Origin of the sequence: Anabaena sp. UHCC 0451 (genome assembly GCF_034931405.1) — a bacterium.
Classification (GTDB): Bacteria; Cyanobacteriota; Cyanobacteriia; order Cyanobacteriales; family Nostocaceae; genus RDYJ01.
The window spans coordinates 20,667-34,275 of the sequence record NZ_JAYGHA010000007.1 but is presented as its reverse complement, the minus strand read 5'-3'; the positions used below and the strand labels follow the sequence as shown (position 1 = coordinate 34,275).

General features: G+C 37.2%; 12 protein-coding genes. 7 read left to right on the top strand and 5 right to left on the bottom strand.

What is annotated here, in order from left to right:
* The first annotated feature begins 30 nt into the window (after positions 1–30).
* Positions 31–1,926, top strand: coding sequence for a replicative DNA helicase (locus tag VB694_RS06565; RefSeq protein ID WP_323359511.1), 1,896 nt, complete (start codon positions 31–33; stop codon positions 1,924–1,926).
* Between the two features lie 45 nt (positions 1,927–1,971).
* Here VB694_RS06565 and VB694_RS06560 read toward each other — a convergent pair whose 3' ends face one another.
* Positions 1,972–2,505, bottom strand: a complete 534-nt coding sequence (locus VB694_RS06560; protein WP_323359510.1) for an FKBP-type peptidyl-prolyl cis-trans isomerase — start codon at positions 2,503–2,505, stop codon at positions 1,972–1,974.
* Between the two features lie 79 nt (positions 2,506–2,584).
* Positions 2,585–2,908, bottom strand: a complete 324-nt coding sequence (locus VB694_RS06555; protein WP_323359509.1) for a phasin family protein — start codon at positions 2,906–2,908, stop codon at positions 2,585–2,587.
* Positions 2,909–3,167: 259 nt separating this feature from the next.
* Between VB694_RS06555 and VB694_RS06550 the strand changes: the two genes are divergently transcribed.
* From VB694_RS06550 to VB694_RS06540, 3 genes are all read left to right on the top strand, one after another.
* Entirely contained in the window at positions 3,168–3,614 is a 447-nt protein-coding gene (locus VB694_RS06550; protein WP_323359508.1) for an NADAR family protein, read from the top strand.
* A gap of 218 nt (positions 3,615–3,832) precedes the next feature.
* The gene (locus VB694_RS06545) at positions 3,833–6,625 is read left to right on the top strand and encodes a GAF domain-containing protein (protein ID WP_323359507.1); all 2,793 of its coding nucleotides are present in this window, start codon (positions 3,833–3,835) and stop codon (positions 6,623–6,625) included.
* 617 nt (positions 6,626–7,242) lie between these two features.
* Positions 7,243–8,013: a hypothetical protein gene (locus VB694_RS06540; protein ID WP_323359506.1), complete on the top strand. Its 771-nt coding sequence runs from the start codon at positions 7,243–7,245 to the stop codon at positions 8,011–8,013.
* Positions 8,014–8,077: 64 nt separating this feature from the next.
* On the opposite strand, the gene VB694_RS06535 is transcribed toward VB694_RS06540, so the two are convergent.
* On the bottom strand, positions 8,078–9,388 hold the full coding sequence (locus tag VB694_RS06535) for a YcjF family protein (RefSeq protein ID WP_323359637.1): 1,311 nt from the start codon (positions 9,386–9,388) through the stop codon (positions 8,078–8,080).
* A 950-nt stretch (positions 9,389–10,338) separates the two neighbouring features.
* Here VB694_RS06535 and VB694_RS06530 point away from each other — a divergent pair.
* Complete coding sequence (locus tag VB694_RS06530) at positions 10,339–11,019, top strand: hypothetical protein (RefSeq protein WP_323359505.1); 681 nt, start codon at positions 10,339–10,341, stop codon at positions 11,017–11,019.
* 256 nt (positions 11,020–11,275) lie between these two features.
* Here the strand turns inward: VB694_RS06530 and VB694_RS06525 are convergent, their stop codons facing one another.
* Together VB694_RS06525 and VB694_RS06520 are read right to left on the bottom strand one after the other, a co-directional pair.
* The gene (locus VB694_RS06525; protein WP_323359504.1) at positions 11,276–11,695 is read right to left on the bottom strand and encodes a PIN domain-containing protein; all 420 of its coding nucleotides are present in this window, start codon (positions 11,693–11,695) and stop codon (positions 11,276–11,278) included.
* Positions 11,676–12,092, bottom strand: a complete 417-nt coding sequence (locus VB694_RS06520) for a hypothetical protein (protein WP_323359503.1) — start codon at positions 12,090–12,092, stop codon at positions 11,676–11,678. The genes VB694_RS06525 and VB694_RS06520 overlap by 20 nt, the downstream gene beginning before the upstream one ends.
* A 641-nt stretch (positions 12,093–12,733) precedes the next feature.
* Between VB694_RS06520 and VB694_RS06515 the strand changes: the two genes are divergently transcribed.
* Entirely contained in the window at positions 12,734–13,060 is a 327-nt protein-coding gene (locus VB694_RS06515; RefSeq protein WP_323359502.1) for a helix-turn-helix transcriptional regulator, read from the top strand.
* A gap of 17 nt (positions 13,061–13,077) precedes the next feature.
* Positions 13,078–13,584 carry an ImmA/IrrE family metallo-endopeptidase gene (locus VB694_RS06510; protein ID WP_323359501.1) on the top strand — a complete coding sequence of 169 codons (507 nt, stop codon included), beginning with the start codon at positions 13,078–13,080 and terminating at the stop codon, positions 13,582–13,584.
* Positions 13,585–13,609: the final 25 nt, after the last annotated feature.

Sequence of the window (13,609 nt, the reverse complement as noted above, 5' to 3'; positions counted from 1 at the left end):
TAAAACCTGCTCACAAATCCAAAATCGCTTATGGCTGAAGAACTGAGTTTTCAAAGCGATGGTAGCGACCGTCTACCACCCCAAAATATTGAAGCAGAAGAGGCAATTTTGGGGGGTATTCTCTTAGATCCAGAAGCAGTAGGTCGAGTTCGCGATCGCCTCATTCCTGAAGCTTTTTATATTAATGCCCATAGAGATATTTATCAAGCTGCCCTCACTCTCCACGCTCAAAATCAACCTACAGACTTACTTTCTCTCACCAGTTGGTTAACTGACAATGATAAACTCACCCGCATTGGCGGTAGAAATAAATTAGCAACTTTGGTAGACCGGACAGTATCAGCAGTTAACATTGATTCCTTAGCAGGGTTAGTTATGGAAAAATACCTGCGACGGCAATTAATTAAGGCTGGTAATGAAGTTGTACAATTGGGTTACGAGACACAAACAGAATTACCCATTGTCCTTGATCAAGCAGAACAGAAAGTTTTTGGCGTTACTCAAGAAAAACCCCAATCAGGTTTAGTTCACATTTCTGATACCTTAATTAATGCCTTTCAAGAAGTCGAAAAACGACATGAAGGCATCGCTTTACCCGGTATTCCCTGCGGTTTTTATGATTTAGATGCCATGACCACCGGTTTTCAGCGTTCTGATTTAATTATCGTCGCTGGTAGGCCATCAATGGGGAAAACGGCATTTTGCTTAAACCTAGCTCATAATATTGCTGCTGGTTATAAATTACCAGTTGCAGTTTTCAGCTTGGAAATGTCCAAAGAACAATTAGTACAGCGACTATTAGCTAGTGAAGCCGGAATTGAAAGTAGTTATTTACGGACTGGACGCATTAGCCAAACCCAGTGGGAACCTTTAAGTCGGGCAATTGGTATGCTTTCAGAAATGCCAATTTTTATTGACGACACTCCGAATATTACAGTTACTCAAATGCGGAGTCAAGCGCGACGACTGCAAGCAGAACAGAATACAGAACTAGGATTAATTGTCATAGATTACTTGCAATTAATGGAAGGAGCAGGAGATAATCGCGTACAAGAATTATCAAGAATTACCCGTTCTTTAAAAGGTTTAGCTCGTGAATTATCCGTTCCAGTAATTGCCTTATCTCAGTTGAGTCGCGGTGTAGAAGCACGCACCAATAAACGACCAATGTTATCGGATTTAAGAGAATCGGGTTGTTTAACAGGTGATTCTTTAGTAACATTAGCGGATGATGGAATACCAATCCCAATTAAAGATTTAGCAGGTAAATCTGGCTTTGCCGTTTGGGCATTAAATGAAAATACAATGAAATTAGAAAAAGCTATTGTTACTAACGCATTTTCTACAGGCATTAAACCAGTATTTACATTAAAAACTCGATTAGGTAGAAAAATTCGTGCTACTGCCAATCATCAATTTTTAACTATTAATGGTTGGAAAAGATTAGATGAATTAAATTTGCAACAACATCTCTGTTTGCCTAGATATATTTCTAGTCCTGGTAAGCAAACCATGACCTCTGCTGAGGTTGCATTATTAGGACATTTAATTGGTGATGGTTGTACATTGCCACGTCATGCTATACAGTACACAACCAAAGAGATAGATTTAGCTGAAAATGATGTATATTGGGATGAAATTGTGTCAATCATACCAGATGGAGAAGAAGAAGTATTTGACTTAACAGTTCCTTATTTACATAATTTTGTTGCTAATAATATCATTGTTCACAATTCAATTGAACAAGACGCAGATTTAGTAATTATGCTTTATCGTGATGAATATTATTCACCAGATACACCAGATCGGGGAATAGCAGAAGTGATTATAGCTAAACACCGTAACGGACCAACAGGAACTGTGAAACTTTTATTTGATCCGCAGTTTACAAAGTTTAAAAATCTAGCTCGACCAAATAATTATTAATTGGGAATGGGGAAAAAGTTTTTACCAGTCCCCAGTTCCCAGTTATTACTCAATACCCAGTAATTCTACATCAAAAAGCAAAGTAGCATCAGGTGGAATGACTCCACCAGCACCCCTCGCACCATAACCTAACTCTGGAGGGATGATTAGCTGACGGCGATCGCCTACTTTCATCGTACTCAGTCCTTCGTCCCAGCCTTTGATTACCTGTCCGATCCCAATTTTAAACTTAAAGGGTTGTCCGCGATCGCGTGAACTATCAAACTGCTTACCATTTTCTAAAGTACCAACATAATGAACCACAACCGTTTGTCCTTTTTGAGGAGTCGCTCCAGTTTGATCCCCCTTTGCTAACTCAATATACTTCAATCCAGAGGAGGTAGTTACGACATTTGCGTCAGACATAATAGTATTGTTCGCTATCAGAGTATTTTTTTCTGCAATTACAGCAGTAGCTGCTGGTGGAGTTTGAGTTAAGCTAGTCGCAATAGCAGTATCCTGTTGACCACCCATTTGCGCTAACACTAAAGCCACAACACACACCAGCATGAACACCACGCTGAGTAAAATTCCTTTCAAAATTTGCCCTCCCCATATAGGTAGCTTGGTAATTAGATTACCGACAGCACACAAATCAGTTTAAATCACAATAGGTATTCTAGCGCCAAAGCTTATTTTCTAAATCGCGCACCTGACGCTCTAAACGGTCAATTCTTCCTCGTAATTCATCTACTTCTGACTGACGCGCCACCCCCAAATCTTGCATCATATTTCGCATTTGTCGTTGCATCTGCACTTCCCAGCTACCCTGCTCTGACTTTAACTGCTGCACAATATCATCCATTACCACTTTTGCTTGCTCAGGATTGAGCTTACCATCCTTGACCAATTCATCACCAACTTGCTTGAGTTTGTCTGCTACTAAAGAGGTTGTACCAATACCCAGCATCATTAGCTGTTCCAACCAGTTGTTGTTGTCCATACTCCCTTCCTGTTATTTGCTCCTAAATCTACCCCATCAGACTATGTTTAAAGTCTACTGATTCTAGCTTACACTCACATTTCTCACTTCATTTTGTAATATACATATTAGTATTACCCTTGACTGTACATTGTTAAATGTATATTTAAGTATTGTGGCAATTAATGAGGTATTCACAGAAATTCTTTTCATTCGATACATTTCTATAGGACTTATGCAAGATTGAACTCAAAACCTGTATATAAAGAGCAATTTTCAAATGACTATTTACTTTTACAAAGCTTGGCAGCCTTATGGCTGTTTTTCTAACTTTTCTTCCCACTCTATCGAAATCGAGGGTATGTACTGGCCAACAGTTGAGCATTATTATCAAGCACAAAAGTTTGTTAATAGTAAAGATGAGGTTATTATACCCTTAATTTATGCAGCTGCTACCCCTGAAGTCGCGGCTGCTTTAGGACGATGTAGCACTCGCAAACTACGCCCAGACTGGGAGATAGTCAAAACTGATGTGATGCGATTAGCCGTACTCAAAAAATTCCTCACTCATGAGAGAATCCAAGCAGTTCTTTTGGCAACAGGGGATGAAGTTCTGGTGGAAAACTCGCCCACAGATTATTTTTGGGGCTGTGGTGCAGATAAAACAGGTCAAAATTATCTAGGTAAAATTCTGATGAGTGTACGTGAGGAAATTCGTCATCTCTGAATCTGATCGCATCCTTTTGCCTCTTACCTGCATACATAAGTAATTTTACTGAGAGCCATCAAAAAAACTAGATATAAAATTTGTGATATTATGTAGAGAAGATAAAGAAAATAAAGTTTATAAAATCAAAGATCATAAATCTACAAGTGTTGAAGTTATAACTTCATATCAGACAAAGGTTTTAAAAAAATATGTTTTTGATAAGGTGAAGATTAGTAATGACTTTTACCGATAAGCCAGATGGTTGGCAGCAAAGCTTAGATCAAGAAACTTTACTGCATCGGATGATCAAGCAGATTAGACGATCTCTTGATCTGCAAGAAATATTAACCACAACTGTAACTGAAGTTCGCTCATTTTTGAGAACAGATCGAGTCAAAATATATCGATTTGACAAAGATGGTAGTGGTGAAGTCATTGCAGAATCTATTCATCAACAGCGTCTGCCATCATTATTAGGACTGCATTTCCCAGCCAATGACATTCCCCAATCTGCTATAGAGATGTTTTTGTTAGCTCGACAACGTTCCATCGTAGATGTAGCTACGGGAATAATTGGTTTATCGCCACTAAAATCAGCAAAAAATGGCAAAACCTTACTCACACAAAATATTAACTATCGGCAAGTAGACCCATGTCATATTCAATATTTACAGGCTATGGGTGTAGAGTCTTCCCTAGTAGTACCAATTTTAGAATATGACCCAAAAGGAGAATCAAAGCATCCAAAACTGTGGGGATTGCTAGTGTCTCATCACAGTCAAACGCGCACTGTTTTAAAGCGAGAACTCAAAGTAGTGCAACAAATAGCCGATCAAGTAGCGATCGCTATTTCTCAAAGTAACCTCCTCAGTGAAGCCAGAAACAAGCAACAGCGAGAAGCTATTATTAACCAAGTGGCAACACTTTTACATCAATTACCAACAATCCAAGTCCAAAAAGCATTAGAAACAACAACTACATCTTTTCATGGCATAGGTGGCAGACTTTATATTGAGAAAACTGGAGAACTCTATACCTGTGGAAAACAACCACAGCTACCTTATGAATCAGCAAATAGTGTAATTGAACAGCATCCTGTGTGGCAAAACTGGATGGCTGAGGATAAAACAGGGCAAATTAGAGCAATTTCCGACCTATATAAAGAAACTAATTTGAGAGTCTTAGCCCTGTCATTTCAATCTACTCGGATTCGGGGATTAATGGTAATTCCCCTACAATACCGGGAAAATTTTCTTGGTGTATTAACTATTTTTCGTCCAGAATTTGATAGCGAAATCCTCTGGGCAGGGAGAGCCGACCAAAATAAGCATCAAGAATTACCCCGTCTTTCTTTTGAAGTTTGGAAAGAAGAAAAAAAAGGACAAGCACCTGCTTGGGAAATGGAAGACATATCACTAGCACAAGCTTTATGTCATAACTTCTCAATGGCAATTCATCAACAGCAAACACACCAAGAACTACAGATGCTGAATGCCAATCTAGAAATCAGGGTACAGGAACAAACTGCTGAGATCGAAAAAACTTTACTGTTAACCAAAGCACTCAAACAAGTTACAGATCAGATTCGCAGAACATTAGATTTGAATACCATTCTTCAAACTATTGTCCGAGAAGTCCGTCCCTTACTCAATTCTGACCGGGTGATAATTTATCAGTTAATGAGTGAATTTGATGGTGAAGTAATTGTAGAAGAAGTTAATGGTAATTGGCAATCAGTTTTAGGACTGAAGTTATCATCAGAATGTTTTCCTCAAGAGTATATCCAACTTTACCTAGAGGGTAGGGTCAGGGCAATTAATAATATCTACACAGATACATTGAGTAATTGCCATCGAGAATTATTAGTCAGTATGCAAGTCCAAGCCAACTTAATTGTTCCCATCAAAATGGGTAAGCAACTTTGGGGTTTATTAGTTGCCCACCACTGTGAATCTCCTAGAATTTGGCAGGATGCAGAAATTGACTTACTACAACAGTTAGCAGACCAAGCAGCAATTGCTATTCAGCAAGCTCAACTCTATGAACAAAGCTGTATAGCCGAAGCTAAAGCCACAGCTAAAGCTGCACAGCTAGAACATACATTGCATCAACTTCAAGAAACCCAATCTAAATTAGTTCAAACAGAAAAGATGTCCGGTTTAGGACAATTAGTAGCAGGTATAGCTCACGAAATAAATAATCCTGTTAACTTTATTTATGGCAACCTCTGTCATGCCAGTAATTATAGCGAAGACTTGCTCAAACTTTTACAACTCTACCAGTCCCATTATCCCCAGCCAAATAGTGAAATTCGCTCCACCATGGAAGCCATCGACTTTAATTTTTTGGTGCAGGATTTACCAAAAATCATGTCATCAATGCGAGTAGGATCAGAGCGAATTCGTTCAATAGTCCTATCATTACGCAACTTTTCTCGTCTTGATGAAGCTGAAAATAAACGTGTTGATTTGCATGAAGGTATTGATAATACTTTATTGATTTTACAACATCGACTTAAACCACATGGTTATTTTCCCGGTATTGAGATCATCAAAGATTATGGTGACTTACCAAAAGTAGAATGCTATGCCGGACAAATGAATCAGGTATTTATGAATATTATTAACAATGCCATTGATGTCTTAACAGATGAGATTGAACAAAAGCCCCAATTAACTGATACTCAACCTTTACCAACTATTCGTATTTCTACCAGAGTTTCCACACAAAATCCCTATTTGTTAATTAGCATTGCCGATAATGGACCAGGCATGAGTAAAGATATAAAAAAGCGGATTTTTGATCCATTTTTTACTACAAAGCCTGTAGGTAAAGGTACAGGACTAGGATTAGCAATTAGCTATCAAATTGTTGTAGAAAAACACGGTGGACTGATGGAATGTATATCAGAACCGGGGAAAGGCACAGAGTTTTGGATTGAAATTCCTCTGAAATTGCCAGGAGGGAATTGGGGATTGGGGATTGAGGATTGGGAAGAGAAAAGAGCAGAAACTTTTGCTAATGACTAATGACTGTCTAAAATCATCCTGTGAATGGGGTTGTTTCAAAACTTAAAATATTGATGAGTAATTACTATCAAATGGCAATAAAATATAAACCCTTGCCAATAAATTATTTAAGTCACTAATGAACCTAGTTGCTAAATTTTTCTTTACTCATTTTTACTCTAAAAGTAAAGTTTAGTTGCAAATATCTCCAACCAAATTTTGAGGTGTTATTCTAATAATTGAAGCTAAAGAAAAAAGCTTCCCTGGCAGATTAAACAGCTAGAGTAAAGTTGAAAAAGTTGAAAATGTAGTGAGAGGTTGAAAACGCTGTTAAATTCCTATCTGTCTCGTCAAAACCATACAACACCCAACGCGAACGCTTATGTTCCCTCAAATTATTGAGAATCAGGGGGCAATGTGACTGGTTTTCATTACTTGTTTATCAAGATGATGAAAGGTAGTACATCCCTGGCTAGAATAAACAAGAGGAGGGAAAAACCAAGCTAGTAGATGTTGGGTGTTGTTGTGTTTGTGAGTAGGTAATGGGTAATGGGTAAAAAATTCTTACCAATCACCAATCACTAATGCGTAAGTTTGTACTAAAATTGAATAGAAAAAGACAATTTAAATAGCATTTTATGTCAATTATTGCGCTCAGAGCGTGGTATCTACAGGATTATGAGCCAATTACAGAATTGGAAAAACGTCCTCCAGACATTCGTCTCAGTAAGAAAAGCCTGCTCAAATCAGGATTACGTGCCGATTTTTTAGAAGATAGTGATGAAGTCAAATCATCAACTTGGTTTAGGCGTTATCTGGAAGGCGAAAATATAGAATTTTATATAGAGGGTAGTGGTGGTTATTGTGTAGCCAACATTGACTTAATCAGTCATGAAATTTATTTGACTAAACAGGCTTTGTTAGCGCAGTTAGAACCAACCATTTTTTTCTGTTATCAAACTGAGTATGCACAAGCAAGCGATTTACTGAGAGAAGAATTGCAAGAAAGTTTGAAAATTTTAAATAAAAAATCCCGTTTACCTCTAACATTAATAGAATCATCACGTCTTAAAAATGCACCTCTGCGGTTAAACCGCACCATGATGCGAAAAATCCGTAAGAGTTTGTTATTTATTGCTGATATTACAGCTATTACAAGCATTGATGGCCAAGAAACCTGTCAATTAATTCCCAGTCCTAATGTTTGCGTAGAAATGGGTTATGCTATTGAAAGTAAGCGGTCTGAACAAATTTTACTAGCACATCAACAACGTCCAGAAGTAGAGGGACAATTTCCCTTTGATTTACCCACGCAGCAACTCTTACAATTTACAGATAGGGCTGAACTGAATAAAATCCTTACCTTGACCATTGAAAATCAATTAGCACGATTTAAATTGTTTTTGTGAATTTTCTATCAAGTAATTTAGGGAATATTTGGCTAATTTGAGGCTATTCTGACTTCTTGAAGTTCTAACTTTTCATAGCCTTAAATCGGTCTTTTGCCCCTTCAAAAGCCTCTTGCATTACATTTTGAATTTTCTGGGGATCAGGCTTTTTCCCACCCATTAAATCACCAAAATAAACACAAGCAGCTTCACCTAAAGACCAGGTATAAGCACCTGCCCAAGATGCGGCAATAACACTACCAAAACCAGGAATAAATTTAATTAATTCCCGTGCAACTGCTTGCGCGATAAAACCACCCGCTATGGCACTGACAATACCCCCAGCTTGAGATGGTGTCAAAGTCTGACCATATAATTTACCCAACAGTCCCACCATTGAAACTTGTAAAGCGGTTAAAACAGGCATTGTGGCAAAAGGTAAAGGTACTGCGGCTAAAGTACCTGCCATAATGGAAAAAGGTAAAATATAATGTCTTGCAGCATCTCGATAAATATTGCCTAATTTCTCACCTGCTTGTTTATCTAATAATTGATAAATGGCTTTTGATTCTGCTTCCGGTAAAAGTTCAGCTAAATTATCTCGCAGTGCTTCCAAACCATAGAAAACAGGATCATAACCATCTTCTTCTAAAGTAAAATCCATCAGAACTGCACGATTATATAAACCTGCAAAATTATTTTTTATTTCTGTAAATGCTCGATTCAATTCCTCAAAATCTGGTGGATAAATAGGATGATTATCTATTTCCGTTGGGTAAATTTCATGTAAACAAGTCACCGCTAACAAACAGGGAATATTTGGATATTGCTGACACAACTTTTGAGCAATTTTTATCAAGGTATCAGTTGCAAAATCATTAATTTTAACAGTCAGAATTAAAACTCTAGCCCCTGTAGTTTCTGTTTGTAAATCACTAATTAACTCTTGAATAATTGTTTCTGTATCTTTGTTAACATCTCCCAAGCCCACCGTATCAGTGAAAACTAACAACGGTAAATCATTAGAAGGATAAGCGTAACGTTGAGTATTTTGAGTATGAGGACGAAAACCCTGGCCGATAATCTCCGCAGAAACGCCTGTTAAACCCCGAACAATTGAACTTTTACCAGTTTGGGGTTTTCCTATTAATAAAGCTTCTGTAGTGGGTAACTGAGTGCGGATAGTTGCTAAAATCTCTGCAACTTGGGCATCATTGACACTAAACCATTGCCCTACGGTCTGTGTTACTTGGTCTACAGGTAGAAGTTGGGTTAATTTGCTTGTAGTTTTGCTAACAACACTAGTAATGCGGTTTCTCCAAGAATCATTCTCTGACTTGGGTTGTGGTTCATCAATTGGTGTCTGTAATGAGTCTGTGTTGGGTTGTTCTGTCATTGGTGTAATTTCCATTTGCCACCTTTTCTAATATAACTTGCTGCGGTAGCAATCAGGGGCTTTTAATTAGTATCAGTTGTGCCTTTCCTTTGTACAGGACGAAAAATAGATAGGACTAAAGCTGCGTGTCACACCAAAAATCTGTTGTAGGGTGCGTCAGACTGCATGAATCCTGCAAATAAACATATTTTTTATATCTGACGCACCCTACCAATATACCAGTTGCATAAGTCCTGATAGAGAAAGAGTTTTATTACCTTGAGAAAATAGTTAGATGGATTTGCAGGAGATAATCTTGTTCCCCAAAGAGGTTTAAGTAGGTAGGCGTTAAAATTTATCGTTATGGCAAGGAAAAAGGCAAGAGGCAAAAGGGAAGAGACTTTCAGGGATTTTAGATTTTGTTACATACCTTGGGTTTTTCGTGCCGACTTACTTACCTGGAATGAATTTATATAAAAATCAAGTCAAAATTGGATAATTGAGAATACGCAATCAGGAAGGCAATATTCATACAAAGTCAGATATTTTACTTGGTGATAATAGGGAACACAAATGATATATTACGAAAACTTGAACAAGTTTTTATATTAACTTGATATTATCTTTATTTTTGCAAATTTTTTTTATGTTAAGCTGACCTGCATTACTACAAATAAAGTACCAAAATTCTTGGAGGTAATATCTTCAAGGTAAAAAGTAAGTTGATGCAATTGGTAGGTGACTTGAACTACAAGATAATTCTCCCTGGCTAATTGACATCTAAAACCGCATCTACTCCAGTTTTTTGGTACTCAAACAGGGTCATTTTATCAACTTGTGAGCAGTCTAAATAGCTAATGCTCATCAAGCATAAAACACATATCAACATTTTTAGCAGAATGTCTTGAATGATTTAGTAGCTGAAATATCACAATCCCATTCACTTTTGCAAAACTATTGAGGGTTAACAGATGGTTCTTACTGTTAGAAAAACGATTCGTGATCTTGTTTTCAGCAATCGCCAATTAGCTAAATTGTACTACTCAGTGAGTTTGAGTCAACCTGTTTTACCACACTGGGTTGGTAATGATTACTACCGCACAAAATCCTCATGGGGATTACAACCGCACCTCTGTCCATGTGATCTGGAATTAATCGAATATTTGCAAAAGTATAATATTCAAGATCAGACTGTATTTCATTTTGGTACAGGGTCTCATCACATTTTAGGATTAGAAAATCAGAAACTTGATAAACCCAATGAAATCATTGGTATTACTGCTTCTATTCTCGAACATGAAGCTTATGTTCAAATGTGTCGTAAAAATCGCCAATTGGCTAAATTTTACAAGGTACTTTGTACAGATATTTACACTCTCACGGATCGTTCTTTGCCTATGTTAGATGTGGTTGCACTCTTTCATATTGGTGAATTTTATATGGCTGAAGATGCTCCCTTTGTGCATCATAATGATGAATCAATGGTTGATTTATTTCTCAGTAAATTGAATCCTCACGGGAAAATACTGTTCTATACACAGTCAGTTGGTTATGCTAAAGCTGAAGAAATCATTGAATCATTTACAGCCCAAGGGAAAATTTATCTAGTTGAAAAATACAAGAGTCTTTTAGTTTATGCTAAGAAAAAGTAAGTTGAATCAAGCAGTGATGTGATATTAATTTCAATACTTGTCGGTTAAGCTAAAAACATTAAATTAGGTAGGTTGGGTTGACGCTAGGAAACCCAATATTTACGGACTTTTGTTGGGTTGCGCTGTCGCTTAACCCAACCTACAAAAACTCTTAACCGAACATTATTAATATCAATTTAGCATAGGTAAGCATTCAGTTTATATTTGAATGCTTACATTTCAATTCTCAATTATGACTGCTTTTATGAAACTGTGTTTATATTCGCCAGTTATCTAGTTTTAAGTTGTAACCCAATGTTTGAATACGCTGATAGTGAGATAAATTACCGCTAACTAAAATTAAGTTTTGTTGGATAGCGATCGCTGCAATCATAGCATCAGCAAGTCCTATTGGTTGCCCTGTGCGTTCTAAATCCGCATAAATTCGTCCTGCTAACTCAGCCTCAGCCAGTTGCATTGTTAACACTTCAGCAACAGAAATTTGGGCAAAAAATTCCTGAATTTTATCTTCTCGTTGCAGCTTATGCCAGCCTTTGACAATTTCCAAGACTGTAATAGTGCTGATAGTATAACGACCAAAAACAGTTAGATAAGCAATAGCCCTGGATACAACACGCTGGTTTCTGCGCTTCAGGCTTTCGGAAAGAATGTCAGTGTCAAGTATTACTTTGTCCAAAACGTTGATTTAATGGGTGTGCTGCTCGATCTTTCATTACTTCTTCTAGCATCGCATCTACTGATTCAGGATCATCAGCAAATAATCCTAGTAAGGGGTAATTTTCTGGTTCAGCTACTGCCAGTTTATCAATTGCGTAAGCAATCAACTGTGACAAGTCTAAATTGTGGGACTTTGCCAAAGCAAGTGCTTTTTCCAGAATGGTTTCTTCAAGTTGTATATCTACAGTTTTCAAGTTGCCTCTACTGAAAGCCTCCATATTATTATAGATGCCTTCTTCTGGGTCGTTCAATTTCTGAAAGCCTGTGTCTAAAAAATATGTCATGGTTATAACTTGATTATAAGGTTTAGGAGGCGATCGCATAACTATATTCTGTGTGGAAATGCGATCGCACATATAATGTCTTATCTAACTCTAAATTGCCGTCAAGCCATTATATTCAAGTCATGGCGCAACATCAAATATAAGCCTAATTATAAGTTTATATACCCAAAAAGTTGTAATTTGGGTTATACGATAGCCTTCTTTCGTCATTATACCGGAATGAGACCGGAGAATTGTAGTAGATAGCTGCTTCGGCTGCTCTCAGTATCGTTTTCTTAGTAGGCGAAATAACAGCAAACTCGAAACCACAGATATATGTTTGCACAGTGTTGTAAATGTGTACATTTTTATGTTGTTCTGACTCGGCTAAGTGAGCTAGTAAACGACCACGTAAATCTTCAGATTCTCCAACATAGAACGAATAATAACGCCTATTTAACTTTGAAAGCGTGTAGAGAATATAGACTCCTCCTACTAACGGCGGCACAAATGATCTGACAGTGATGCTGTTATAAGGAAGGACGTGATTGTTCCCAGGAGTCCATTGTAAGTGAATCTGAATTGGTTCAGCAAGATACATAGTGCTATTACTTATGAAAGTTAACACACCTATCCTAGCAAAGCTATTACCTAATGTCAAGCACAAAAACAAAATATTATGTTGTTTATATTGACATTTGACTAGGTAAGCATAAACACTCATACTTAACCTTATGAAAATCAACGAAAATAACCTGTATCAGCAGATAGGTAGACGCATAAAACAACGACGTACCGAAATGGGTATGACTCAGGCTGAGTTAGCAGATGCAATAGGTGTACTACGCACCTCAATCACTAATATTGAGGCTGGCCGTCAGAAAGCACCGCTCCATGTGCTATATCAGTTGTGTATAGTTTTAGATGTAAAGGTTGCAGCGATATTGCCAACTGAAGCCGAAGTCACTAATCTCAATACAAAATCAACGACAATAGAAGATGAAGTCAAAGAAGAACTTCCTAAAACTGCTGAATTTCTCCAGCAGCTAATGGAAGAATAATTAGGGGAGAAGAACTAATGAGTAGGAAAGCAAAACAAGCAGCCCAAAAAATACTAGAACGCTTTGGTGATACTTTACCAATTAAGCTAGATGCTATTTTAAAAGAACACAATATAAGCGTCCGTAAAGAAAAATTAGAAGATAAAACATCAGGAATGTTGGTTATTAAAGATAGTTATGCCATAATTGGTATCAATGATAACCATCACCCAAATAGGCAAAGATTTACTATAGCTCATGAATTAGGACACTTTTTACTACACCATACTGTATCTAATGTTTTTATTGACTCATCACTTGTCTTTTTTAGAGATGAGAAAGCATCGGAGGGAACTAAACGACAAGAAATAGAAGCAAATACTTTTGCCGCAGAATTGTTGATGCCTGAATCGGTGCTGATAGAAAAAGTTCGTAATCTGCCACCTGATGATGATAAAGCTGTGAAAGAATTAGCAGATGAATTTGCTGTTAGTGTTCAAGCACTAACTATTAGATTAACAAAGCTAGGTTTAATCACTGCTTAAAATTTAATTTATCCTAAATATATTA

Bases quoted from the DNA above. Each gene is read 5' to 3' on its own strand.
- VB694_RS06565 (WP_323359511.1), top strand. From the start codon at position 31: ATGGCTGAAGAACTGAGTTTTCAAAGCGATGGTAGCGACCGTCTACCA.
- VB694_RS06555 (WP_323359509.1), bottom strand. From the start codon at position 2,908: ATGGACAACAACAACTGGTTGGAACAGCTAATGATGCTGGGTATTGGT.
- VB694_RS06550 (WP_323359508.1), top strand. From the start codon at position 3,168: ATGACTATTTACTTTTACAAAGCTTGGCAGCCTTATGGCTGTTTTTCT.
- VB694_RS06545 (WP_323359507.1), top strand. From the start codon at position 3,833: ATGACTTTTACCGATAAGCCAGATGGTTGGCAGCAAAGCTTAGATCAA.
- VB694_RS06540 (WP_323359506.1), top strand. From the start codon at position 7,243: ATGTCAATTATTGCGCTCAGAGCGTGGTATCTACAGGATTATGAGCCA.
- VB694_RS06535 (WP_323359637.1), bottom strand. From the start codon at position 9,388: ATGACAGAACAACCCAACACAGACTCATTACAGACACCAATTGATGAA.
- VB694_RS06530 (WP_323359505.1), top strand. From the start codon at position 10,339: ATGGTTCTTACTGTTAGAAAAACGATTCGTGATCTTGTTTTCAGCAAT.
- VB694_RS06520 (WP_323359503.1), bottom strand. From the start codon at position 12,092: ATGTGCGATCGCATTTCCACACAGAATATAGTTATGCGATCGCCTCCT.
- VB694_RS06515 (WP_323359502.1), top strand. From the start codon at position 12,734: ATGAAAATCAACGAAAATAACCTGTATCAGCAGATAGGTAGACGCATA.
- VB694_RS06510 (WP_323359501.1), top strand. From the start codon at position 13,078: ATGAGTAGGAAAGCAAAACAAGCAGCCCAAAAAATACTAGAACGCTTT.